Origin of the sequence: Pseudoalteromonas sp. THAF3, assembly GCF_009363775.1 — a bacterium.
Taxonomy (GTDB): domain Bacteria; phylum Pseudomonadota; class Gammaproteobacteria; order Enterobacterales; family Alteromonadaceae; genus Pseudoalteromonas; species Pseudoalteromonas ruthenica.
This window is the reverse complement of the sequence record NZ_CP045418.1, coordinates 246,103-269,727: the sequence shown is the minus strand read 5'-3', so window position 1 is coordinate 269,727 and position 23,625 is coordinate 246,103. Positions and strand designations below refer to the sequence as shown.

The following is a 23,625-nucleotide window of genomic DNA, read 5'->3' as shown; positions in this document are numbered from 1 at the left end:
TACCTCTATATATTTGCAAGCGCAGCCGTGGCTGCCTTGACTTACCTCATTCCCAAAATAGTGGTGCTAGTGGCACCTCGTCGTTAGTCGTTTACGTACTCTAGCCAGCCGCGCGGGTCTTCACTGCGCCCTTTGACCAAATCAAAATAGGCGGTTTGCAGCTCTTCGGTGATAGCGCCACGCTGACCTTCGCCAACCTGAATTTGGTCGACACTGCGCACCGGAACGACCTCGGCGGCCGTACCGGTCATAAAGAATTCGTCGGCAAGGTACAATGCCTCACGGGCTATTGACTCTTCACGCACTTCATAACCGCGCTCTTTGGCAAGCGTCATAATGGTGTCGCGGGTCAGGCCAGGTAAAATACAGGCGGTGGTCGGTGGCGTGTATAGCACACCATTTTTAATCACAAAGAGGTTTTCGCCTGCTCCTTCACTCAAACACCCATTGGTGTCTAAGGCAATGCCTTCAACATAGCCGTTACGCTTGGCTTCACCAGATATAAGCTGCGAAGACAAATAGTTGCCGCCCGCTTTTGCCGCCGTGGGCATGGTATTAGGCGCCAGGCGATTCCATGAAGAGATACATACATCAACGCCTTGAGCGAGACTGTCCTCACCGAGATAGGCGCCCCATTCCATGGCCGCTACGGTGACATCGGCTAGGTGTGATTTGGGGTTTAACCCCAAGCCAACGTGACCTAAAAAGGCAAACGGGCGCAGATAAGCATCGCTAAAGCCATTTTGTTTCACCGCTTCTTTACACGCCTGATTTAACTCTTCCAGTGAAAACGGGATTTCCATGCGGTAGATTTTTGCCGAATCAAAGAGCCGCTTCATATGGTCAGTTAAACGAAAAATAGCCGGCCCATTAGCGGTGTCATAGGCACGGATCCCCTCAAATACCGAGCTACCATAATGTAAGGCATGGCTTAATACGTGCGTGGTGGCTTGCTGGTAAGGGATCATCTCACCGTTGTGCCAGATTAATTCGGATGTTTGTGTCATGTGTTAATACCTTCTTATAAATCCGTGTTGCTGTGCGCCTTGCTGGTCGCAGCGCTAAATCGCTTGTTGTTGTAGTTGTTGCAAAGTCACGCTTTGCACATCTACCAGCTTATTCAGTTGTTGCGTTAAAAGATAGATGGGTTTGTCGCTGTCGACAGTCATATTGATAGCATAATGCTCTTCACTGCTGGCTAATTCCAACGCCGTTAACTTGAAACCACGGTGGCGAGCAACTCGTAAAAAGCGTTCAACGGCGACGGTTTGATTGGCAAGATGTAAGGTTAAGCGATGTTTCATGGTTGCCCCTGTTGGTTTGTTTGCGTCAGCATTTGATCGTTCGCGGCACCTGGCGGTACCAATGGCCAGACGTTATCGGCATCGTCAATGCACACATGCAGCAAATACGGGCCGTCACTGCTATGCAACTCGCTAAGCGCAGCCTGTACTTGCTCCTGAGAAGTGATGCAGCGCCCTGCGATGCCAAAAACGCGCGCTAAGGCGACAAAATCTGGATTGTCAGAAAGGGTCGTTTCACTGTAGCGTTCAGCGAAAAATAGCTGCTGCCATTGGCGCACCATACCCAACCTTTGGTTATCAATAACCACGATTTTGATATCTAAATTATTACGGCGGATGGTGGCCAGCTCTTGAATATTCATCATGATGGAGCCATCACCAGAGACCACCACCACGGTATCTTCGGGGCGGGCGATTTTCGCGCCAATGGCAGCAGGTAAACCAAACCCCATGGTCCCAGCGCCGCCGCTACTTAAATGGTTGCTCGGGTGGCTAAATTGCATGTGCTGCGCGACCCACATTTGGTGCTGACCAACGTCACAACATACCACTGCATCGGCACTTAGCTGCTGCGACAGTTGATTAAGTAAAGCTGGTGCATACACAGTTTCACCGGGGTAGTCGTAGCGCCACGCATGCTCTTGGTTTAGCTTCTCAACATAGTTACACCACTGCGGCTCGCTGACAAAACATTGCAATTGCGGCAGTGATATTTTTAAATCCGCCACCAGCGATGCATCTGTAGGCTTTCGCTTGCCAACTTCAGCAGCATCGATATCAAGGTGCACAACTTTCGCGTTCGCCGCGAACTTAGTTAGGTTGCCGGTCACGCGATCGTCAAAACGGGCACCAATACACAACAGCAGGTCACATTCTTGTACCGCCAAGTTAGCGGCCTTCGTGCCATGCATACCTAACATGCCCAAATTAAGTGGATAATCCGGTGTGACGCTACCTAACGCCTTAAGTGTTTGTACCGCTGGCATATTGGTCTTGTATAGAAACTGCATGAGTTGTTGCTGGGCTCCAGCACTTTGAACCCCACCACCGATATAGGCCACTGGCCGCTGAGCTTCGCTTAGCAACTGATTAGCCAATTGTACTTGTTGCTGGCAAGGTTGCGACGTCGGCTCTGATTCGGCTAGCCAAGGCTGGTAATGCGCCTCATTCATTTGAATATCTTTTGGAATATCAACAAGCACTGGGCCTGGACGACCACTTTGAGCTAAGTGGATGGCTTGTTGCAGGGTATGCGCTAAATCTTCACTGCGCTCAACCATAAAGCTATGTTTAGTGCATGAAAGAGACATTCCCAAGACGTCAACTTCTTGGAATGCATCCGAGCCGATTGCCGCTGTGGGTACCTGCCCGGTGATGGCTAATAACGGCACGGAGTCCATCATGGCATCGGCAAGGGCGGTGATCAGGTTTGTGGCTCCCGGCCCACTAGTGGCCATGCACACACCCAGTTTGCCACTACTGCGTGCATAACCCACAGCGGCGAAGCCAGCTCCTTGCTCATGGCGAGTTAAGTAATGAGTGACTGGAGATTCATAAAGGGCATCGTAAATGGGCATGATGGCCCCACCAGGGTAACCAAATACCTCGTTTATGCCCTCTTTGGCTAATATGTCGATCACTAATTCTGCGCCAGTCATTTTTCCTCATTCCTCAATGTGTTGGCCCATAAACGAAGAAGCCCCCCGAACTTTTCAGTGCGGGGGGCTTCTTTGCGAAATTACTTTTTTAACGCACTACAAAGCCCCCGTGGTAATAATAATCACCACGACGTTAATCACTAGGACTAGGCTAAGTTGCGTATTCAACATGTACTTTTCGCTTCGCTTTTTTAAGTTTGTTACCGCATTTCTGCGCTCTTTTTCTATTAGTACCTTGGCAGCCCTCCTAAGTCAACCATAAAAACAATGCGAAACAACTAAAAATGACGACACTAATCACATAAAAAAACCTCGAAAGCCAGTTAAGTGAAAAATAATTCCAACTTTTTCATTGCGACATTAAAACGTATTTAACATAGCGTGCTGTAACAGCTGAATATTTTTAGTAAAAACGGTCAGCCAATAGGCTAAATTACCGAACTCAGTTACACTGGCTAAAAACAACTACCTCTGGATACCATTATGAAAAAAACCTTCTGGTCACTGCTGTACATTTGTTTTGCATTTTTCACTCAGCTCTGCCTCGCAAACACCACTCCGGCACTGTGGCAAGTGGAGAAAAATGGCGTTACTTCCTATTTGTTTGGCACTGTGCATGTTGGTGATGAAGCAATGAAAGGCCTCCCCTCTTATGTTGAGCAAGCAATTAGCCGCAGTGATAAAGTGGTCGTTGAAGTAGATATTAGCGCGCTCTCACCTATGCAAATTCAACAACGCTCCATGCCGCTAATGATGCTGCGTAACGGCCGCACGCTAGAAACTGAACTGAGCAGTAAAAATTATCAACGCCTCAGTGACTATTTTGCACAAAAGAGTATTAATATTGCCATGTTCTCGGGCTTAAAGCCTTGGGCCGTTTTACTCACTATGGTGCAAATCGAGTATCAAAATGCAGGCTATTCAGAGCAAAACGGAATCGACAAGCAAGTGTTAGCTAAGGCAAACGCAATAGGTAAGCCGATAATGGAACTCGAGTCGCTAGAGCAGCAACTAGAAATGTTCAGCGCCTTAGATAATTACGCTGATGAAATGGTCAACGATACTTTTCGCCAACTCAAAGACCTCGACCACTATTTTGCTCGATTGATCAGCGCGTGGAAGCAAGGAGATACTGACATACTGAGGCAGTACTACCACGATGCTTTTGATGACTCTGAATTCGGCCAACTTAACGAGCATATTTTACTTATTGAGCGTAATCAAAACTGGGTCGCACAACTTAACCAGCCAATGCAGCAGCAGTCACTGTTTATCGCCGTAGGTGCGCTCCATTTACCGGAAAAAAATGGGCTCGTTAACCTACTGCGCGAACAAGGATTCACGGTTACGAAAAGGCAGCCCTCTCAATAACGTGTTTTTTCAATAACGCGCTCAACTGCTGAGTATTGACCGGCTTGTTAAGTACGGCATTGGCGCCGACAGTGATACTCTGCGCGATGCGATGCTCATCTTGACTGGCAGTCACCAAAAAAATAGGCACGCTGAGCGCTAAGCGCTCACGAATCTCAATAATGGTACTTATGCCGTCTTTGTTTGGCATATTTAAATCCATTAATACACATTGATAGTGATGTTCTAGTAATTTATTGAGTGCTTGCTCACCATCATCAACAATGGTGGTGTTAAAGCCTATTTGCTGAGCTTGTTTAGCAAGCACTAACTGATTTATTGGGTTATCTTCAACAATCAGAATATCGCCATGCTGGCTGCTTGGCTCTAACCGGGCTTTGTCGATAGTAAGTACGGGCCAAGTTAGCTTGGCCTCAGTGCCTGTTGTGGTACTACGAATCGTAAGGCTTCCACCCACCTCTTGAGCCAACGCATACACGAGGCTGAGACCTAATTTCGCGCCCTGAAAGTGCTGTACCTGCTCGGTGTTGTAATACACAGCATGTTGCTGAGCAGCCTCAATATAAGCAGTAGCAATGCCATCGCCGTTATCTTTAACGACAACACTCAGCAGCCCAGCTGGTTCATGGTATTCAAATTGCACATGCACCGCAGCGCGCGTATGTATAAAGGCGTTGCTCAATAGCTGATTAACTGCTTGGATTAAATGCAGATGATCAGTTTGTGCTTGAACAGGTAGGCTATCTTCACCCTCGACACTCAATCGCTGCAGGGTTTCAGACTTAAGCTGCCAAGGCGCCAATATTGCACTCACCGTTTGCTTTAATGACTGTTCGGTCACTAAAGTAGTAAACGCTCCCGACTTAAGCTTCTGTAATTCCAGCATTTCTTGCACTAATGCCTGCAAATGTCGGGCGCAGCCCAATGCCGTTTGCTGTTCTTCGCGACCAGCCGCAGTATGAGAGTCCAATAGGCCAATAATCCCCGTAATTGGCGTCATTAGCTCATGACTCATATTAGCTAAAAAGTCAGATTTTACCCGATGCGCATGCGCGGCTTGACGCCGTTGGTAACGAAGCCGATAAAGAATGGCTGACACTCGACGTGTCAAAGGATTAAAGATGAGCCACCACTCACATAAAATAGTAGCAATGGCTGCCAGCGTTAAAAGGGGAATAACAAGCTGTAAATGTTCTATTTTTTGCTTAGATTTTGACTCTAATACGGTGACAACAGCATCTAAGTCCTGCAATAACGACAGCAGTTTTTGACCCTGAAAAGCACTTAAAGGTGCATCGCTGCGACTCGCTAACTGCACATACTGGCGCACCCGACCATCCAAGCCCTGCTGGTGATAAAGCGCCAGCACCTGAGGGCTTTGCTGCACCAACTGTGAGCCTAATAAAAACTCATGGTTATTGTAAAAGCGCATAGTGGCACGAGCGAGTTGCTGCTGCTCAAAACTTACAGCACGGTCATTGACGGCCAATTTATGCAATGCAATCTTCTGCGAAAGCATCCGCTGCATACCTGCAATATTTATTACTTTTGCGTCATTTCGCTGCATATTGATACTTTTCATCACATAAACCGTAGAGCTAAGTATGACAACAACAAGCACACTGGCTGCCCAGAAATAACGTTTTTGTAAGTGTTTGGTAAGACGTTGCATAAGAGGGGCCTTTGCAATAACCCCTTAATACTGACACAAAATCAGCCTTTGTAAAATTTGTTCTCGCTTTAGCGTTGACAGCGTTAAGCATAAAGTGATTGAATAAAAAGGCACCCTTATTGAGTCGGCCGCATGTGCTGTGGTCGCAAGGGCTAGAAGAGGAGCGTCATTCAGGTAGTTATGGGAAGGAGAGCAAACTCCAAAGCACCATAACGAGGGGAATGTACGCCGAGAGACCAGTAAAGTTTGCTACTTACTGTCTCGGGCGCATGGGTTGAATCCCAGCGACTGTCACCATTAGCGCTTAGCGCTATGTTTTTGGTGGAGAGCTTCTGGTCTTAGTAACGCTGGGCCCATTTGGCTCTGTGTTTTAAGCCCATTCGCTCTTCGAATTTAACCAGTTCGATGCGAGGCGGGCAACCCCTTCCTAATTCAATCGAACTCGCACTAAGTTCGTGAGAGATGACTACAACTCATTCTTTAGCAGATACCATTGTCTGGACAGCATTGATCACTCCGATGCATGCTGACGGCAGTATTGATTTTAACACCTTAACCCTACTTGTGCGCGAGCAAGAGCAAGCGGGAAATGGCATTCTTATTCTTGGCTCTACTGGTGAAGCTCTGGCTCTCAGTATAGATGAGCAACAAGCCGTAGTTCGTCACGTTACGGCGCTCACCTTGCGTGTGCCACTGATGGTTGGCGTGGGGGGTTTTAATCTTAGCCAGCAACTACAATGGCTTAGTTTTTGTAACCAACACCCCATAGATGCCTACCTTCTGGGAGCGCCCCTATATGCTAAACCGGGTATTCAAGGGCAGCTACATTGGTACTCGGCACTGCTGGATGCCAGCAAAAAGCCGTGCATGTTGTACAACGTGCCCGGACGCGCCGCAGTTAGTATTCCCCCCACAGTCTTAGCTCAGCTACAACAGCACCCACTGTGCTGGGCACTTAAAGAAGCCAGCGGTGATATTGCACAATTTGAGGCTTACCGCGAAGCCGCGCCTGAGTTAGCGATTTTCAGTGGCGACGACGCGCTGATGCCTTATTTTGCTCAGGCCGGTGCAGCGGGCCTTGTATCTGTGGCCGCCAACGTCTGGCCACAGCAGACACAGCACCTGGTACAACAATGCCTTCAAGGGCAAAGCGTCAATGCCTTTGTAACCTGGCGCAGTGCAATTGATGCGCTGTTCAGTGCAGCCAATCCAGTACCCGTTAAGTGCCTTTTGCATGCTCTTGAACGCCTCAACAGCCCGGTGTTACGACCACCATTAAGCCACCTTGAGCTTAATGACACACAACCACTTCTTAATGCCCATGAACGCATTGTTGCGTGGGCACATTGATAAAATTAGTTAACAAGGTACCTCAGTTATGAGTTGGTTAGACTTACTAAATGACCTCGAAAGCGGCCACGTACGCGCCGCAACACAAGACGAACACGGCCAATGGCACGCCAATATAGACGTAAAGAAAGGCATTCTCGAAGCCTTCAAAAATGGTAATAACACCGAGTTTGCGGGCGGCTTTGTTGATAAGCACAATCTAGCTCCTCGCGGTTTTAGCGCCCAAGATAATGTTCGCATGGTGCCTGGCGGTAGTGCTGTGCGTCGAGGTGCTTACGTTGCCCCTGGCACCATCATTATGCCACCCGCATATGTCAATATTGGTGCCTTCATTGATAGTGGAACTATGGTCGACAGTCATGCCTTGGTAGGGTCATGTGCGCAAGTGGGCAAAAACGTTCACCTTAGCGCCGCCGTGCAATTAGGTGGCGTGCTCGAGCCAATTGGCGCTAACCCTGTGGTGATTGAAGATGATGCCTTTATCGGCGCGGGCTGTGTCATTGTCGAAGGGGTGGTAGTTCGCCAAGGTGCGGTACTCGCCCCTGGTGTACGTTTAAGCGCCACTATCCCAGTATATGACTGCGTTAACGAGCGACAACTCGATAAGGGCGAAGCGATTCCGGCCAACGCCATTGTTATACCTGGCTCGCGCCCAAGCTCTAGCGCTTGGGGACGCGAACAAGGGCTCAGTATGAGCTGTGCGCTTATCGTAAAGTATCGCGATCAGCACAGCGATGCATCGCTGGAGTTAGAAGAGGTATTACGCTAATGCCTGTCTCTGGCGCATTGTTAAACGCTTTTGATACCCTCACTCAGGAGCGCCACGAGCCTTGCTTTGTCTACGATCTTGACAGTCTACGTAAGCACCTTGATGAGCTGATGGCGCAAGATGTGGTGAAGTTATGGTATGCGGTAAAAGCGAATCCTTTATCTGCGGTTATCGATACTCTGGCAGCTGCTGGCTTTGACTTTGATGTCGCCAGCAGCGGTGAGCTCAACCAGGTGCTTTCACAACCTGTTGGTGCACAACGCATCCTCAACACTGGGCCGGCAAAATCGCGCCAGCAGCTAGGCGAATTTTTAGACGCTGGGGTGCGTACCTTTGTGTTGGAGAGTATCAATCAAGTTCGCTGGCTTAATGAGCTGGCGTACAACCAAGGTATTGAAGTGGATGTGTTACTCAGAGTGCAGTTGCGCTGGCCAGAGGGTGAGCGCAATCCGCTCGGTGGCAATACCCTGACTCCGTTTGGCTTAGCGCCAGAGCAGTGGCAAGGGCTCTACTTAGCCGACTACCCTGCGCTGAATTGCATTGGCCTTCATATTTTTCAGTGGGGCAACATGCTTGATGCGGCCCAACTTCTTCACCTATGGCAAAGCATGTTGGCGCCATTACAAGCACTCTGTGAACGCCTTGGTTTTGCCATGCAAGTGCTGGATTTGGGTGGCGGTTTAGGCGTTCCTTATGACAGCGAAAGCAGCCCGCTAAAGTGGCATGATGTGCTCGGCGCACTGCGCGATATTAAGCGTCAAAGCGGCGTAAAAGAGTTGTGGATGGAGCTGGGCCGTTACGCCGTCGCACAATGTGGTTACTATTTAGACCCCGTCATTGAACAAAAAACAAATTATGGCGAGCGCCAACTGATCGTCGCAGGTGGTATTAACCACCTTTTACGCCCTGCAGTGGCAGGGCAAAACTTCCCCGCGCAGTTATTACGCCGAAGTACAGCCGAACAGGTAAACTATCGTATCCATGGACCTTTGTGTACGGCGCTGGATAGCCTAGGACAACACTCGCTGCCTGAGGATATTGATGAACATGATTGGCTCGTGTTTATGCAGGCCGGAGCCTATGGCTTCACCGAGAGTATGCCGTTTTTTCTGTGTCACTCATTGGCTGGTGAATACGTGTTTGAGCACGGCACTTTGCGCGTGATTCGTGAGCCACAACCGGCCAGTTTTTATCTGAGGTAAATATGCATCCTGTCAGTCAAGAAAACATTTATGTGGGTGAGGTAGCCAATGGCCTGCCGTTAACCATTCCAGTTTACCGTTTAAAGGGGAATGGCACAGGTAAAAGTGTGTATATTCAGGCCAATATGCATGGCGCAGAGGTGCAAGGCAATGCTGTCATTTACCAACTATTGGAGCAGTTACAGACCCTAGAGCTTAACGGCGACATCACCCTTGTCCCCTATGCGAACCCCATTGGTTGCAACCAAAAATCAGGCGAGTTCACGCTGGGTCGCTTTGACCCTATTACCGGTGTTAACTGGAATCGTATGTATCATTACGATAGCCAGTTGCCAAAGACAATGGCCGAGCAATGCGCACACCTGTCTAGCGGCGAAATTCGCGATACATTTCAGCACGCGCTAATTGCAAGTATCGACGCTCAACTTGAGGCCCCTGCGCACACGCTGTCAACGGGTAAGCGCATCGCTTTGCAACTTCAACAGCTCGCACATCAAGCCGATATCGTTTTAGATTTACACACCGGGCCGATATCTACTCAGCATTTGTATTGTCCTGAATATGCCCGTGCTAGCGCTAAGTATTTTAATATCGCTAACGTTTTACTTATACCCAATGAGTTCGACGGTGCCCTAGATGAAGCGGCGTTTTGCCCTTGGTGGCAACTTAAGGCTCAGCTCAATGCATTGGACTGTGCTTTTGATGTGCCTGTGGAAGCATTTACCGTTGAGCTTGGCTCACAAGAGCGTATCGACCTCAGTGCCGCCAAAGACGATGCCGACAATATTTTAACTTATCTTAACTACCAAGGCGTGTTGCAAGACGCACCCTTCTACCCAAAAGAAATGACGCGCTATGGTTGTATGCTCAGCGATTATAAAACCTATTATGCCCCGATGGGGGGAATGGTGGAATATTTAGCCCCACTGGGGGAGCCGATTGCAGCGGGAACTCCAATCGCCAACATATTGCGTATGGAGCGATATTTAAGTGAAACGCCGCTGCACACTTTATGTGCTGACAGCGATGCGATTGCCATTCTTCATTTTGCCTCTGCGAGTGTAAATCAGGGCACCGAACTCTATAAATTCTTTACCAACACCTTCGAGTTGTAAACCATTGCGTGAGAGTCAGTGAGTAAACTCACTGCCAGTGGGCGACTTTGTCGCCCACTTTTTCAGCCTAAATTCACCCGCTTGTTGCTAAAAAGGTGTACTATTGATTTCATCTTCTGTCCCTTTTATTCAGCACACGGATTTTTATGAATTGGCGATACACTTTATTGGCTTTGACCCTGAGCGGCCATGCGTGGGCGGATGAGCCTGCAACAAATGCAAATAACGAACAAGACAATGAGCTAAGTATTGTCAAACAGTGCATTCTTAATGAAGCGATTGCCGGTGACGGTGAACAAACCTTGGATGAGCTTCGTAAAAAGTGCTCTGATTTAGAAGAAAGTAAACAGCTTACAGCCATCGATAAGCGCAAGGCTCGTGAAGAGGTGACGGAGAAAAACCGCAACGTGATCACGCCGCACAAGCGCAACTATATTTTGCCCGTGACCTACATGAAGCACCCTAATGAAGAACCCTTTGGGGATATCAGTGCTTTAGGCGACACCAATACCGGCGAAAACTTAGATAATGTTGAGATTAAGTATCAGCTGTCGCTAAAAGTTCCGCTTTACGACAACTTCAGTGACGAGGACCAAGCCGTCTATTTCGGCTTTACCTTGCAATCTTATTGGCAGTATTACAACAAAGATATTTCTGCGCCATTTAGAGAAACCAATTATGAGCCGGAAATTTTTTGGATTAATTATCTAGACCCTGAAAACGTGCTTTGGGGCGACGAAATGGCCATTGCAGTGGGTGCTGTGCATCAATCCAACGGCCGTAGCCAACCTTACTCGCGTTCCTGGAACCGCTTATACGTCGACTTTATTTGGGAAAAAGACGGCTATGTATTTAGCTTTAAGCCGTGGTACCGCATCCCTGAAGATGAAAAAGAAGATCCTATGGTTGCCGATGGTGATGACAATCCAGATATTTATAAATACATGGGTTACTTTGAGCTCAAAGGCGTACGCCGTTTCGAAGAGCATGAGTTTAGCTTTATGCTGCGCAACAATCTAAACTCGGATAATCGCGGTGCCATTCAACTAGATTGGTCTTTCCCTGTGTGGGGCCGTCTTCGTGGCTATGCTCAGTACTTTAATGGTTATGGTGAAAGCTTGATTGACTACAACCAAGATACCGAGCGCTTTGGTGTCGGTATTCTACTCACCGACCTTCTATAGTATAAAAGAAAGCCCCGTCAGGGGCTTTTTTAATCTTACTCACTTTTAACGATAACAAAGCGGCCGGTAAACTCCCCGACCAAAATATCGCCATCATAAATGTGTACTGGCACCTGATAACGTGCTTTCCCTTGGGTTGTTAAATCGCCAACATTCCCCTCACACTGGGTTAAATCAACCTGGGCTCTAGGCTCTTTGTTGATAGGTTTAAGGTACTTTATCTGCGCATCAGCAAGCACAATGTCCCCCATAAGTTGGGACTCTTGAAGTGCCAAATAAGTTGCCCCCCACCCTGCCAGCGTTGCCATAGAATAAACAGAGCCAGCAAACATGGTGTTGTGCACATTAACATTAGCATCCAGATCAGCACTGACACTAAACTGCCAGTCAGTATACGTTTCTACTTTAATTCCCATCTTATCGCTGATAGGAATCGATTCGCGCCAAGTGTCTTGCAAGACCTGAGTCCAATCTGGATGACGAAACCAACCTGGCTCGCTAGGGCGTTGCTTTACCATTTTCCAATGCTGCACATCACCAAAGGCAAGATGCGCTTTTTCTTTAAGCTCGTAGCCATGGCGTTGATAAAACTTCAAAGCTCGCTCGCGAGCAAACAAAACCAGTTCACTCGCATCCTGATTCCAAGCTATTTTCTCCAGCTCATGTAATAGCCGGCTACCCAGATGTTGGCCTCGATGAGCGTCATCCACAGCCATATAACGCACTTGGGCTTGTTGCGAGTTATTAAAGTGCAAACGTGCCACGGCGATCACCTCACCGTCCTTATTCTTAATAAACCGATGCTCCGACTCTTGTTCTAAATCATCCTGCTCACTGCCTCTAGGCTGCTCCCAAGGTGCACGCAAAACTTGCCAACGTAAATGATAATAGGCCTGCCAATCATCGCTACTTTGCGGAATAGTTACTTCGAACATGCCAACTCCAGATAAAAAGTGATGCCTCACCTTACAAGATTTACCAACGGGATAAAATAAGACCAAAGCACTGCGGTTTCTCGCACCGTAAAATTTAGTGCACAATTAGGTAAAATGTCACAAGGTGTCTATGCTGTTGTTATGGAAACAGTAATCGAACATAGCGGAGCCGTCTCCGAGCACTTTGTTGCTGATTGTGCAAATATCGGCCAACTTTTGTATTGGCACAAATTCGGCTGCACAAGTATTCAGGTACGCCAACATAAACAGTTTCGCTGGTTGCTGATAAACCAAACACTGCAATCCATTATTGAGCGCAGTCGCCCTAACCACCTACTTTTTCCGCACCTACAAATTTTTGCTCAGTATTGGCACACCTTGCCCACCCCGGACAGAGTTCTGGAATTGGGGCTAGGAGGAGGGGCGATACGCAACTATGTACACCACAGCTACCCTGATACCGAGCTTATTTCCGTGGAGCAAAACCCCGATATTATTCATTGCTATAAACGCTACTTCGGTGGTCGCCATGACACCACTTTACGCTGTGCCGATGCCGAGCAAGTACTGAGTGAGCCAGGGTGTTACGACTGGATAATCATTGATTTATTCAGTGAGCTCGATGCTCCAATGTTCCTCTACAAACATCGGTTTTACGACAAAATACGCGCTGCGTTGAACCATGATGGGCACCTATTTATCAACTTCTTGGCCCACCATGAGTCACAGTTGCAGCAACTTAAACATTTGTTGATCACTTGTTTTGGCAAGCCACCCGATATGGTTAAAGTAAAAGGTTACTCCAATCATTTAGTGTTTTTGTCCCGTTAAACGGCTAAATTGAACGTCACCGGGCCATCATTGACTAATGATACTTGCATATCTGCAGCAAATTGTCCGGTCGCCACAGTGATGCCTAATGCTTTAGCTTTATCAACAAACAGGTCATATAGCTGTCTAGCTTGTTGTGGCGTTGCCGCACTGGAAAAGCTAGGACGCATTCCTTTGCGAGTATCGGCGGCAAGCGTGAACTGCGACACCACCAAAAGCTCACCACCGATGTCTTTTAGGCTTAAATTCATCTTACCTTGCTCATCGGTAAAAATACGATAGTTACTCACTTTATGGAGTAGTTTATCGACCTGTTGTTCACTATCGGCCTTTTCTACTCCCAATAACAGCACAATCCCTTGGTCTATTTTCCCTACTACATGCCCTTCAACTGTGACTTCGGCGCGACTAACGCGCTGTATTAATCCTTGCACTGCTGCCTCTTTAACTTCAAATACATATGGTCGGTTGCCCGACATTGGGCTTGGCAATATACCTCATCAGCCAAGCTGTGACCAAGGCCTTCAAAAATATCTAAATGTGCTTGTGCGGCCGTGGCAAATGCTTGGGCTCGCGCGTATGAACACACCAAGTCGTGGCGCCCGTGAACCATCCATACCGGCAGGCCTGCGAATTCCTTGGCATGGTCCATGAGCATATCGTCACGTAGAAAAAACTGGTGTTTGAAGTAGTGCAGCTGTAGCTGTGCTCGGTTGATAAGAGCAGCGGGTTCTAGCAGTTTAATACTTGGTGCCGTGCCGCAACACAAGGTTTCCTCCCAGGCCACCCATGCTTTGGCGGCTTTGAGCTGTGTGGGCTCGCTGTCACTAAAAAGTTGCTGATGGAAACCTTCGATCAATGCTGACGTTGGCTGGTTTTGCGGGTTAAATTGGCGATAATATTCAGGGTAAAATTGTGCTCCCGCGCCACTTTTCCCCAAACACCAGTCGTAATCCTGTTGGCTTGCAAAAAAGCTGGCCCAAAGCATCAAGGCGCTTACGTGCTCACGGTGTTGCAAAGCATACACCATCGCTAGGGTAGCCCCGAAAGACTCACCACACACAACCCAGCGGCCAACTCCCAAATGACGGCGAATGCATTCGAGGTCGCCAATCAAGTGTTCCAGGGTATTATGCTCGCAACTATGAGGGGTGGAATTACCACACCCTCGTTGACTGAAAAGTAAAATTCGGTAGTGCTCGGGATTAAAGTGTGCGCATTCAAAGCGACTGAGCCCTCCACCAGGTCCCCCGTGACAGACAATCACCGGCAAGCCATCCCCGCTGCCATGTTCCTCAATTTCTAGTTGGTGCCCTTGTCCGACCAAGACATGGTGGGTTTTCCGTGGCGCACTAACGGGGTAGCTCAATGCCATTGTTACTCCTTAAGTGCGCGTTTCTCCTCGGCGACAATATCATCGATAGGAGGCTTGCTCACACTGATACACACAGTGAACTCTGCACCGAGTAGTACCACAGCCCACGACAGATACACCCACACAAATAAAATAGGTACTGTCGCTAGCGCCCCATAAATCACTTCATATGAGGGGAAATGGCTGATGTACATAGCAAACCCCTTTTTTGTCAGCTCAAATAACAGTGCTGCAAAAATAGCCCCGGGAACCGCTGCTCTAAATGGAACTCGTGTATTTGGTACTAGAGTATAGAGCATCACAAAGCCAACAGTAGAAATAACGTAAGGAAGCGACTTTAAAACAAAACCACTAAAACCAGGAATGCCACCATCAGCAAAAGACACCAAAGACACAATGTAAGACGTGGCACCAATACTTAATCCAAGCAATACCGGCCCTAAACTCAGCACCATCCAATAAATAGCGAAAGAAATAACCGCAGGGCGTTTCTTTTTGATGCGCCAAATCCGGTTTAAGGTGAGATCGATGTTGCGTATTAAAAATAACGCCACAACAGCCAAGAAAGAGACCCCCACGGCGGTCATTTTATTCGCATTCCCTGTAAATGCGCCGATATGCTCTTTAATTACATCCGTTGAGGTGGGCACCATGTTATTAAAAATAAAGCTTTCGATAGCAATACGGGTATCTTCAAAGCCGGGGAAAGCAGAGAAAATGGCCACACCTACAGCAATTAAAGGCACTAAGGAAAGCAGGGTTACATAGGCTAGATAGCCTGCGTTAACAGTGATTTGATCTTCCATACACCGAGTAAAAAAATACCGCCACCAGCGCGGCTGTGCTTTTACCCAGATGGAGAGTTGCGCTTTGATTTTCTCACCGTTGAACTGCATGAGTTACCTAAAATATGAAAAACCTTTTGCTTATCATAGCAATCGACCACATAATTTACAGTATCAAGTATCCATACAAGGGTTGAAAATGATTAAAAAAATCGCGCTAGCCACTGCATTTATGACGCTCACAGCGTGTCAGTCCGCTTACTATTCGGCAATGGAATCAGTCGGCGTACATAAACGAGATATCCTTGTTGATCGCGTTGAGGAAACTAAAGAGTCACAGCAGGATTCACAACAGGAATTTCAGTCAGCATTGGAGCGTTTAAGTACGTTAATTAACTTCGATGGCGGTGATTTACAAGACGCTTATGAGCAGCTCAATGATGACTATGAGTCAAGTCTCGCGGCGGCTGATGAGGTCTCAACTAACATTGATAAAGTAGAAGATGTGGCAGAAGCTCTATTTGACGAATGGGCCGATGAACTAGAAGAGTACCAAAGCGCCGCTCTAAAACGCGAAAGCAGTAAAAAGCTGCGTGCCACTGAGCGCCAATTTGAGCAGCTCCTGCGCTCTATGCGCGCCAGCGAGGCGAAGATGCAACCCGTGTTAGAGTCTTTACAAGACAACGTGCTCTACCTTAAGCACAACCTCAACGCGCAAGCAATCGCCGCGATAAAAGGTGAATTCACGAATCTTAAGCGCGATATTCAAGTACTTATTGATGATATGAATCGTTCAATCGAAGACTCTAACCGCTTTATTGAGCAAATGAATCAAAGCTAACTCTCTTTGATAACCCACTGCCCGCTTGATAGCGGGCACGTTTTATTTGTTGTACTACAGTAAATTGCCCCACCCCACTATCTAACTTTTCAATAGTCATGGTGAATGGCCATGCCCCTTGGCCATCGACATGTGTTCACCGCATATCCAACACTAAATGTTCTTGCCTATCTAGAAAAAGAGTGAAATGAGCAAGACTTTATTCCAACGATTTCGCACAGGTAACAACACCCAGAGCATTTGCTTTAGGCATAAAAAAACCCGCAACACAGTGCGGGTTTTTCAAATTAAGGGCTAATTAGCTCTTCTTTGACTCACGAGATGCGCGCTTACGCTCGCTCTCAGTCAATAATTTCTTACGGATACGGATGCTTTCCGGAGTCACTTCTACCAGCTCATCATCATCAATGAACTCAAGCGCTTGCTCAAGAGTCATCTTGATAGGTGGCACAAGTGTTTGCGCTTCATCAGTACCTGAAGCACGCACGTTGGTTAACTGTTTACCTTTTAGGGCATTAACCGTAAGGTCATTGTCACGGCTGTGAATACCGATAACCATACCTTCGTATACTTCAACACCATGGCCGATAAATAGCTTACCACGCTCTTGCAGGTTAAATAACGCGTTAGTCAGCGCCTTACCTTGGGCATTCGCTATCAATACACCGTTCATACGCTGGCCGATCTTACCGCCTTTGTGTGGGCCGTAATGATCAAACGTGTGGTACATCAAACCAGAACCTGAGGTTAAGGTCATGAAATCAGTCTGGAAACCAATCAAGCCACGGCTTGGGATCATAAAGTCCATACGAATACGGCCTTTACCATCTGGAGACATATCAGTCATTTCTGCTTTACGTAAACCCAGCTGCTCCATGATAGAGCCTTGGTGCTCGTCTTCACAGTCGATAGTCACTGTTTCGTAAGGTTCTTGGATTTCACCATCAACTTCACGCAAGATAACTTCTGGACGAGACACGGCAAGTTCATAGCCTTCACGACGCATGTTTTCGATAAGTACGCCCAAGTGTAGTTCACCACGGCCTGATACACGGAAGCTATCAGGGTTATCGGTCTCTTCTACGCGTAATGCCACATTATGAACTAGCTCGGCTTGCAAACGTTCAAGGATATTACGTGAGGTGACGTATTTACCTTCTTGGCCAGCAAAAGGTGAGGTATTTACAGAGAACGTCATGGTAACAGTAGGCTCATCAACACTCAGTGCTGGTAACGCTTCAACCGTGTTGACATCACAAATGGTATCGGAGATTTTCAACTCGCCAAGGCCACTCACCGCGATGATGTCGCCGGCAGTTGCCTCTGTCGCATCATGACGGTCAAGACCTAAGTAAGTAAGCACTTGGCCCACTTTGCCGTTACGTTTACTGCCATCAGCACCGACAATAGTAACCTGCTGATTTACTTTCACAGTACCACGCTTAATACGGCCTACGCCGATAACGCCAACGTACGAGTTGTAATCAAGCTGTGAGATTTGCATTTGTAGCGGCCCTTCTGGATCCGCATCTGGTGCTTCAACTTCTTTCACGATGGCTTCAAACATTGGTTCCATGTTGTCAGAAGGCTCATCTAAATCGAGCGTTGCCCAACCATTAATCGCTGATGCATAAATAACTTTAAAGTCTAACTGTTCGTCAGTTGCACCTAAGTTATCGAACAAGTCAAATACTTGGTCCATAACCCAATCAGGGCGTGCACCCGGCTTATCAACCTTGTTAATAACAACGATTGGCTTCAACCCTTGCGCGAACGCTTTTTGCGTTACAAAGCGCGTCTGCGGCATTGGCCCTTCTTGTGCGTCAACAAGTAATAGTACGGAGTCAGCCATCGAAAGTACGCGCTCTACCTCGCCACCAAAGTCGGCGTGCCCAGGGGTATCGACGATATTGATATGGTAGTCTTTCCAGTTGATTGCCGTGTTTTTAGCTAGGATGGTAATACCACGTTCTTTTTCAAGATCGTTCGAGTCCATCACTCGCTCTTCGTTGCCACCACGGGTTTGTAGTGTGCCCGATTGCTCAAGCAATTTATCAACCAAAGTCGTTTTACCATGGTCAACGTGTGCGATAATCGCGATATTTCTTAACTTTTCGATGCTCATATATTTACTTAGAGGCTAACCCCATATTTCCTAAATGATCCACACCCAGCGGCGCGGGCCACCTGTGTCGAGTTTAAAAGGTCGCGTATTATCCCTTATAACGCCACTAGATGAAAGTTTATCCAGCTAATTAATTTACTTCCGTGCCTAACATAGCCTAGTCGCTTGACATAAAAATGACACCGAGACTGTGCTATCAGTGTTTTTTGGTGCGCTCACATCCTTATTTGAGTCATCCCTTGATACATGACAATGCAGCCTGAAAAATTTGCACTACAATGTAGCAAGTTCGCACCCTATTGGTGCAAAAAATAAGTTTGAGATTACCAAATAGAAAGTAACCCCCTACTAAACAGACACTTATACTTTTGGCATGGTTTAAGCTTACCCATGCACAAATGCAGTAAGTTGCAGCAAATAATAATCCATAGTTGGAGGACACATGTCACAATCGGTATTAGATTTTATTAAAGAGCACGACGTAAAATTCGTTGACCTTCGTTTCACCGACACCAAAGGTAAAGAGCAGCATGTCTCTATCCCTCATCACCAGGCTGATGAAGATTTCTTTGAAGACGGTAAAATGTTTGACGGCTCTTCAATTGCAGGCTGGAAAGGCATTAACGAGTCAGACATGGTGCTGATGCCTGATGCTGAAAGCGCTAAGCTTGATCCCTTCGCCGAAGAAACCACACTTATCGTACGTTGTGACGTTGTTGAACCTTCAACTCTTCAAGGCTATGAGCGCGATCCTCGCTCTGTGGCCAAGCGTGCTGAAGAATATATGCGCTCAACAGGTATTGCCGATACGATTCTGTTTGGCCCTGAACCAGAATTTTTCCTTTTTGACGATGTTAAGTACAAAACAGATATGTCTGGGTCAATGTATAAAATCGACGCTGAAGAAGCATGCTGGAATTCAGATAAAGATTACGAAGGCGGTAACACCGGTCACCGTCCTGGCGTCAAAGGTGGTTACTTCCCTGTTGCTCCAGTGGACTCATCACAAGATTGGCGTAGTGCCACTTGCATGGTGCTTGAAGAACTCGGCCAAGTCGTTGAAGCTCATCACCACGAAGTAGCAACAGCTGGCCAAAACGAAATCGCCACCCGCTTTAACACCATGGTTTTGAAAGCGGACGAAATTCAAGAGATGAAGTATGTTATTCACAACATGGCGCATCTATATGGTAAAACCGCTACTTTCATGCCTAAGCCTGTGGTTGGCGACAACGGTTCAGGCATGCATTGTCACCAATCTCTAGGTAAAGATGGTAAAAACATCTTTGCAGGCGACAAGTATGGTGGCCTATCAGAAGAAGCGCTTTACTACATCGGTGGTATCATCAAGCACGCCAAAGCTATTAACGCCTTTGCCAACGCTTCGACAAACTCATACAAGCGCCTTGTTCCGGGTTTCGAAGCACCTGTTATGCTTGCTTATTCTGCACGTAACCGCTCAGCGTCTATTCGTATCCCTGTAGTTCCATCAGAGAAAGCTCGCCGTATTGAGGTACGCTTCCCAGACCCTACAGCGAACCCATACCTTGCCTTCTCAGCGATGCTAATGGCGGGTCTTGATGGCATTAAGAACAAGATCCACCCTGGCGACGCCATGGATAAAGATCTATATGACTTACCTGCAGAAGAGGCAGCAGAGATTCCAACAGTGGCAGCGTCATTGCAAGAAGCCCTTGATTCACTTGATGCGGATCGTGAATTCTTGACGCAAGGCGGCGTATTCACTGACGACCTGATTGATGCATACATCGGCTTGAAATCAGCTGAAGTAGAAAAGCTCAACATGACTACACACCCTGTAGAATTTGAAATGTACTACAGCGTGTAAACCGCATAACTACCACTTAGTTATATCATGTGTGTTCTCAAAGCCTGCTTAGCAGGCTTTTTTTATGGTAAAAAAGTTGTAAATAGACTAAAGTTAGGGTTTAACCAAGTAATTGGTTAAATTTCAGCTAACTATAAGAATAATAAACGTAAAATAGGAAGTAGCGTGACAACGAAGTGGTCTATCTTATGCGTTTTCATGGTTCTGGGTTTGAGTGCCTTTAACGCCAACGCAACCAATAAAAGCATCTATGTATGGAAGGATGAGAACGGTGTATTAGTTTTTTCTGACTCTCCAAGAAAAGGAGCTGAGAAGGTAAAGTTAAACTCCCCAGCGATGAGTATGCCCTCAACTGACACGCAAATTCTTGAGCAAGATAATAGCGCTGACCAAGGAGTTAATTTCTCAGTCGCTATTACCACTCCAAATCAAGAAGAAACAATTCGTGATAACACAGGCTCTGTACATGTTACCGGCCAAGTGTCACCGCGCTTTATGCAAGGCCACCGCGTGCAACTTATGCTCGATGGAAAGCCTTACGATAAACCACAATCATCAACGGTGTTTGTTATGCGTAATGTTGATAGAGGGGCGCATCAAGTACGGTTGCGCCTAGTGGATGGCAATGGTAAACAGCTGGCCACTTCTGAACCTGTGACATTTTATCTGCATCGCCGTTCAGTGATCACAGGCCCTTAAACTGCATACCACTCCGGGTTGCGCACCGATTGGGCAACCCGGCTAAATACTGCTAAGATAATTCGCACCAAATTGGTGCAACACCGAAATTGATAATGAAGCTTCCTCGTGATTTTTTCCAACAAATGTGGGAAAACCTACATACCGCTATTTTAGTCTTAGACCAAGATTTCAATCTGGTGTATGCCAATACCAGCTGTACCGAACTCCTTGGGCTAGGCTTAAAGCGCATCGTGGGCCAGCCTTTCAAAGCATTATTTAATTACCACTCGGTAGAATTAGAGCGCATCGCTGACTATACCCTTAAACAAGGGGTAGATTGCCACCAACACAGAGCTGACGTGGTATTCGTAGACTCTCGCCATGCCAATTTGGCGCTCAACTGTCGGCGTTTAAGCCACCAAGATCAGTATTTTCTGCTGTTTGAAATTCGCCAAACCGACGAAGAAATTCGCCTTGATCAGGCGTCTAACCAAATGCATCAACACCAAGCGGCGCGTACCTTAATTCGTAACCTTGCTCATGAAATTAAAAATCCTTTAGGAGGAATACGCGGAGCGGCGCAATTATTGCAATATGAGGTTGATCAGCAGGAGCGGGATGAATGTGCACAGCTTATTATTGATGAGGCTGACCGTTTACGCCATTTAGTAGACAAGTTACTCGGCCCGAATCAGCGTTTACAAAAACAGGCTATTAATATTCACCAAACACTGGAGAATGTTTTACGCCTTTGCACTTTGGATAGCAGCAAGGCAATTACCTTGCACAAAGATTATGATCCGAGCATTCCAGATGTAAAAGCTGATGGTGATAAGTTGCAACAAGTGCTTCTCAATATCGTGCGCAATGCTATGCAAGCACTCAGTGAAGGGGGTCATATTAATGTTAAAACCCGAGTGCGATACCATGTACGCCGACACGATACGACACTAAAGAAAGCCCTGCAGATCAAAATAACTGATAACGGCCCGGGCATTGCTCCCGAGGTTAGAGAGACCTTGTTCTACCCCATGGTGACCAATAAAGAGGGGGGCTCAGGGTTAGGGTTATCTATCGCCCAAACTCTCATAGACCAACACCAAGGGTTTATCGAATGCGATAGCTGGCCGGGCCATACCGAGTTTACACTATACTTGCCACTGTAATTGGGCCACGAGGTATACGATGAAATCTGTTTGGCTAGTCGATGATGATGCGTCAATTCGCTTTGTATTACAAAAAGCACTCTCCCGTGCAGGCTATGAGGTAGAAAGTTTCGCCAACGCTCATGATGTACTCAGTGCCTTGGAGTTTTCAAAACCGGCCGTATTGCTCTCGGATGTGCGCATGCCGGGTATGGATGGCATGCGCTTGTTGGAGCAGATCAGCGAAGATAACCCCAACCTGCCGGTGATCATTATGACAGCCCACTCAGATTTAGACTCTGCAGTGCAGGCATTCCAAAAAGGCGCCTTTGAATACCTAGCTAAGCCCTTCGACCTAGAAGAAGCTGTTAGTGTTGTTGAGCGAGCCATGCGTGCGCATTCGCAGAAAAAAGCGAAAAAGGCCAATAGTGAACAAAAGCGTTCAGTTATTATCGGGGAAGCCCCCGCCATGCAAGAGGTGTTTCGCGCCATTGGCAAGTTGAGCGCATCAAGCATGAGCGTACTTATCAATGGCGAGTCTGGCACCGGTAAAGAGCTGGTTGCCAGTGCCTTACACCAGCACAGCCCACGTAAAGACAATCCGTTTATCGCCTTAAATATGGCGGCCATCCCTAAGGATTTGGTGGAGTCAGAGTTATTTGGTCACGAGAAAGGCGCGTTTACTGGGGCTGACAGCGTTCGTAAAGGGCGCTTTGAACAAGCAAATGGCGGAACGCTCTTCCTTGATGAAATTGGCGATATGCCACTTGATGTGCAAACTCGCCTACTGCGTGTACTCGCCGATGGCGAATTCTACCGTGTGGGCGGCCATCAAAGTATAAAAGTTGATGTGCGCATCATCGCTGCCACTCACCAGGATTTAGAGCGTTTAGCTCAACAAGGTAAGTTTCGAGAAGACTTGTTCCACCGCTTAAATGTGGTTCGCTTAAAGCTGCCAGCTTTGCGAGAACGTCCAGAGGACATAGAGCAACTGGCAGAGTACTTCCTCAATAAAAGCGCACAAGAGTTAAAAATTGATAGCAAGACGCTAAGCCCTCAAGCATGCGATCAAATGCGCTTGTTCAATTGGCCTGGAAATGTGCGGCAACTTGAAAACACCTGTCGCTGGCTAACGGTAATGGCTCCCGGTGAGTACGTAACCGCAGAAGACTTGCCGCCAGAAATACTCAATGCGCAAACGTCTCAAGTTGATGCCGATTGGTTGGACTTATTCCAACAATGGCTAAACAATGAGTTTAAGCAAGGCAAAGACAATGTCTGGCCAGAAATTCAGGCACAGCTGGAAACAAGGCTGATTAAATCGGCCCTTGCAAGCTGTGGAGGGCATAAACAGGATGCTGCTCAACGCATCGGTTGGGGCCGCAACACGTTGACGCGTAAGCTAAAAGAGCGCAATATAAACGCCAATTAAC

The 23,625-nt window shown here is 47.3% G+C and carries 21 protein-coding genes and 1 riboswitch; of the genes, 12 read left to right on the top strand and 9 right to left on the bottom strand.

Annotation, left to right across the window (positions count from 1 at the left end; translation table 11 throughout):
• Window positions 1-83: 83 nt before the first annotated feature.
• From FIU82_RS01280 to ilvG, 3 genes are read right to left on the bottom strand one after another with little or no spacing between them, the layout of a single operon-like run.
• Window positions 84-1,007 (bottom strand): branched-chain amino acid transaminase, encoded by a 924-nt coding sequence (locus FIU82_RS01280; RefSeq protein WP_053910196.1) that lies wholly within the window; start codon window positions 1,005-1,007, stop codon window positions 84-86.
• 54 nt (window positions 1,008-1,061) lie between these two features.
• Complete coding sequence (ilvM, locus tag FIU82_RS01275; RefSeq protein WP_022943892.1) at window positions 1,062-1,304, bottom strand: acetolactate synthase 2 small subunit; 243 nt, start codon at window positions 1,302-1,304, stop codon at window positions 1,062-1,064.
• Window positions 1,301-2,962: an acetolactate synthase 2 catalytic subunit gene (ilvG, locus tag FIU82_RS01270; protein WP_138508881.1), complete on the bottom strand. Its 1,662-nt coding sequence runs from the start codon at window positions 2,960-2,962 to the stop codon at window positions 1,301-1,303. Before ilvG ends, ilvM begins: the two co-directional genes overlap by 4 nt.
• Window positions 2,963-3,445: 483 nt before the next feature.
• Between ilvG and FIU82_RS01265 the strand changes: the two genes are divergently transcribed.
• Complete coding sequence (locus tag FIU82_RS01265) at window positions 3,446-4,333, top strand: TraB/GumN family protein (RefSeq protein WP_052698293.1); 888 nt, start codon at window positions 3,446-3,448, stop codon at window positions 4,331-4,333.
• Here the strand turns inward: FIU82_RS01265 and FIU82_RS01260 are convergent.
• Window positions 4,308-6,005, bottom strand: a complete 1,698-nt coding sequence (locus tag FIU82_RS01260) for a response regulator (protein WP_152440136.1) — start codon at window positions 6,003-6,005, stop codon at window positions 4,308-4,310. The genes FIU82_RS01265 and FIU82_RS01260 overlap by 26 nt on opposite strands.
• Window positions 6,006-6,153: 148 nt before the next feature.
• Window positions 6,154-6,345: riboswitch (Lysine riboswitch) on the top strand.
• Between the two features lie 122 nt (window positions 6,346-6,467).
• On the opposite strand from FIU82_RS01260, the gene dapA reads away from it, so the two are divergent.
• From dapA to FIU82_RS01235, 5 genes are all read left to right on the top strand, one after another.
• Window positions 6,468-7,355: a 4-hydroxy-tetrahydrodipicolinate synthase gene (gene dapA, locus FIU82_RS01255; RefSeq protein WP_152440135.1), complete on the top strand. Its 888-nt coding sequence runs from the start codon at window positions 6,468-6,470 to the stop codon at window positions 7,353-7,355.
• A 28-nt stretch (window positions 7,356-7,383) separates the two neighbouring features.
• Entirely contained in the window at window positions 7,384-8,124 is a 741-nt protein-coding gene (locus FIU82_RS01250) for a 2,3,4,5-tetrahydropyridine-2,6-dicarboxylate N-succinyltransferase (RefSeq protein ID WP_138508877.1), read from the top strand.
• Window positions 8,124-9,326, top strand: coding sequence for a PLP-dependent decarboxylase (locus tag FIU82_RS01245; RefSeq protein ID WP_152440134.1), 1,203 nt, complete (start codon window positions 8,124-8,126; stop codon window positions 9,324-9,326). The genes FIU82_RS01250 and FIU82_RS01245 overlap by 1 nt, the downstream gene beginning before the upstream one ends.
• 2 nt (window positions 9,327-9,328) lie before the next feature.
• Window positions 9,329-10,441: a succinylglutamate desuccinylase/aspartoacylase family protein gene (locus FIU82_RS01240; protein WP_152440133.1), complete on the top strand. Its 1,113-nt coding sequence runs from the start codon at window positions 9,329-9,331 to the stop codon at window positions 10,439-10,441.
• A gap of 146 nt (window positions 10,442-10,587) precedes the next feature.
• Window positions 10,588-11,625, top strand: coding sequence for a phospholipase A (locus FIU82_RS01235; protein ID WP_152440132.1), 1,038 nt, complete (start codon window positions 10,588-10,590; stop codon window positions 11,623-11,625).
• A 35-nt stretch (window positions 11,626-11,660) separates the two neighbouring features.
• Here the strand turns inward: FIU82_RS01235 and FIU82_RS01230 are convergent, their stop codons facing one another.
• Complete coding sequence (locus FIU82_RS01230) at window positions 11,661-12,560, bottom strand: bifunctional GNAT family N-acetyltransferase/hotdog fold thioesterase (RefSeq protein WP_022946677.1); 900 nt, start codon at window positions 12,558-12,560, stop codon at window positions 11,661-11,663.
• Between the two features lie 141 nt (window positions 12,561-12,701).
• On the opposite strand from FIU82_RS01230, the gene FIU82_RS01225 reads away from it, so the two are divergent.
• A complete protein-coding gene (locus tag FIU82_RS01225) occupies window positions 12,702-13,391 on the top strand; it encodes a spermidine synthase (protein WP_152440131.1) in 690 nt (229 codons plus the stop codon).
• Here the strand turns inward: FIU82_RS01225 and dtd are convergent.
• Genes dtd through FIU82_RS01210 form a run of 3 tightly spaced genes read right to left on the bottom strand, consistent with a single transcriptional unit; the run spans window position 13,388 to window position 15,662 of the window.
• Window positions 13,388-13,825 (bottom strand): D-aminoacyl-tRNA deacylase, encoded by a 438-nt coding sequence (dtd, locus tag FIU82_RS01220; RefSeq protein ID WP_152440130.1) that lies wholly within the window; start codon window positions 13,823-13,825, stop codon window positions 13,388-13,390. The two genes, FIU82_RS01225 and dtd, sit on opposite strands and share 4 nt — an antisense overlap.
• Complete coding sequence (locus FIU82_RS01215; protein WP_152440129.1) at window positions 13,813-14,766, bottom strand: alpha/beta fold hydrolase; 954 nt, start codon at window positions 14,764-14,766, stop codon at window positions 13,813-13,815. The genes dtd and FIU82_RS01215 overlap by 13 nt, the downstream gene beginning before the upstream one ends.
• A gap of 2 nt (window positions 14,767-14,768) precedes the next feature.
• A complete protein-coding gene (locus FIU82_RS01210) occupies window positions 14,769-15,662 on the bottom strand; it encodes a virulence factor BrkB family protein (protein ID WP_130148017.1) in 894 nt (297 codons plus the stop codon).
• Window positions 15,663-15,750: 88 nt separating this feature from the next.
• Here FIU82_RS01210 and FIU82_RS01205 point away from each other — a divergent pair, with 88 nt between their 5' ends.
• Complete coding sequence (locus FIU82_RS01205; RefSeq protein WP_026111368.1) at window positions 15,751-16,392, top strand: DUF2959 domain-containing protein; 642 nt, start codon at window positions 15,751-15,753, stop codon at window positions 16,390-16,392.
• Between the two features lie 298 nt (window positions 16,393-16,690).
• Here FIU82_RS01205 and typA read toward each other — a convergent pair whose 3' ends face one another.
• Window positions 16,691-18,517, bottom strand: coding sequence for a translational GTPase TypA (typA, locus tag FIU82_RS01200; protein ID WP_022946684.1), 1,827 nt, complete (start codon window positions 18,515-18,517; stop codon window positions 16,691-16,693).
• 442 nt (window positions 18,518-18,959) lie between these two features.
• Between typA and glnA the strand changes: the two genes are divergently transcribed.
• The 4 genes from glnA to ntrC all read left to right on the top strand — a co-directional run bounded on the left by glnA (window position 18,960) and on the right by ntrC (window position 23,624).
• Window positions 18,960-20,366 carry a glutamate--ammonia ligase gene (glnA, locus tag FIU82_RS01195; RefSeq protein WP_022946685.1) on the top strand — a complete coding sequence of 469 codons (1,407 nt, stop codon included), beginning with the start codon at window positions 18,960-18,962 and terminating at the stop codon, window positions 20,364-20,366.
• 165 nt (window positions 20,367-20,531) lie between these two features.
• The gene (locus tag FIU82_RS01190; protein ID WP_026111369.1) at window positions 20,532-21,065 is read left to right on the top strand and encodes a DUF4124 domain-containing protein; all 534 of its coding nucleotides are present in this window, start codon (window positions 20,532-20,534) and stop codon (window positions 21,063-21,065) included.
• 95 nt (window positions 21,066-21,160) lie between these two features.
• On the top strand, window positions 21,161-22,213 hold the full coding sequence (gene glnL / locus FIU82_RS01185; RefSeq protein ID WP_045980463.1) for a nitrogen regulation protein NR(II): 1,053 nt from the start codon (window positions 21,161-21,163) through the stop codon (window positions 22,211-22,213).
• Between the two features lie 19 nt (window positions 22,214-22,232).
• Entirely contained in the window at window positions 22,233-23,624 is a 1,392-nt protein-coding gene (gene ntrC, locus FIU82_RS01180) for a nitrogen regulation protein NR(I) (RefSeq protein ID WP_022946688.1), read from the top strand.
• Window position 23,625: the final 1 nt, after the last annotated feature.

What these genes read in the sequence shown, in the direction of transcription:
- FIU82_RS01280 (WP_053910196.1), bottom strand. Translation starts at nt 1,007, where the DNA reads ATGACACAAACATCCGAATTAATCTGGCACAACGGTGAGATGATCCCT.
- ilvM (WP_022943892.1), bottom strand. Translation starts at nt 1,304, where the DNA reads ATGAAACATCGCTTAACCTTACATCTTGCCAATCAAACCGTCGCCGTT.
- ilvG (WP_138508881.1), bottom strand. Translation starts at nt 2,962, where the DNA reads ATGACTGGCGCAGAATTAGTGATCGACATATTAGCCAAAGAGGGCATA.
- FIU82_RS01265 (WP_052698293.1), top strand. Translation starts at nt 3,446, where the DNA reads ATGAAAAAAACCTTCTGGTCACTGCTGTACATTTGTTTTGCATTTTTC.
- FIU82_RS01260 (WP_152440136.1), bottom strand. Translation starts at nt 6,005, where the DNA reads ATGCAACGTCTTACCAAACACTTACAAAAACGTTATTTCTGGGCAGCC.
- dapA (WP_152440135.1), top strand. Translation starts at nt 6,468, where the DNA reads ATGACTACAACTCATTCTTTAGCAGATACCATTGTCTGGACAGCATTG.
- FIU82_RS01250 (WP_138508877.1), top strand. Translation starts at nt 7,384, where the DNA reads ATGAGTTGGTTAGACTTACTAAATGACCTCGAAAGCGGCCACGTACGC.
- FIU82_RS01245 (WP_152440134.1), top strand. Translation starts at nt 8,124, where the DNA reads ATGCCTGTCTCTGGCGCATTGTTAAACGCTTTTGATACCCTCACTCAG.
- FIU82_RS01240 (WP_152440133.1), top strand. Translation starts at nt 9,329, where the DNA reads ATGCATCCTGTCAGTCAAGAAAACATTTATGTGGGTGAGGTAGCCAAT.
- FIU82_RS01235 (WP_152440132.1), top strand. Translation starts at nt 10,588, where the DNA reads ATGAATTGGCGATACACTTTATTGGCTTTGACCCTGAGCGGCCATGCG.
- FIU82_RS01230 (WP_022946677.1), bottom strand. Translation starts at nt 12,560, where the DNA reads ATGTTCGAAGTAACTATTCCGCAAAGTAGCGATGATTGGCAGGCCTAT.
- FIU82_RS01225 (WP_152440131.1), top strand. Translation starts at nt 12,702, where the DNA reads ATGGAAACAGTAATCGAACATAGCGGAGCCGTCTCCGAGCACTTTGTT.
- FIU82_RS01215 (WP_152440129.1), bottom strand. Translation starts at nt 14,766, where the DNA reads ATGGCATTGAGCTACCCCGTTAGTGCGCCACGGAAAACCCACCATGTC.
- FIU82_RS01210 (WP_130148017.1), bottom strand. Translation starts at nt 15,662, where the DNA reads ATGCAGTTCAACGGTGAGAAAATCAAAGCGCAACTCTCCATCTGGGTA.
- FIU82_RS01205 (WP_026111368.1), top strand. Translation starts at nt 15,751, where the DNA reads ATGATTAAAAAAATCGCGCTAGCCACTGCATTTATGACGCTCACAGCG.
- typA (WP_022946684.1), bottom strand. Translation starts at nt 18,517, where the DNA reads ATGAGCATCGAAAAGTTAAGAAATATCGCGATTATCGCACACGTTGAC.
- glnA (WP_022946685.1), top strand. Translation starts at nt 18,960, where the DNA reads ATGTCACAATCGGTATTAGATTTTATTAAAGAGCACGACGTAAAATTC.
- glnL (WP_045980463.1), top strand. Translation starts at nt 21,161, where the DNA reads ATGAAGCTTCCTCGTGATTTTTTCCAACAAATGTGGGAAAACCTACAT.
- ntrC (WP_022946688.1), top strand. Translation starts at nt 22,233, where the DNA reads ATGAAATCTGTTTGGCTAGTCGATGATGATGCGTCAATTCGCTTTGTA.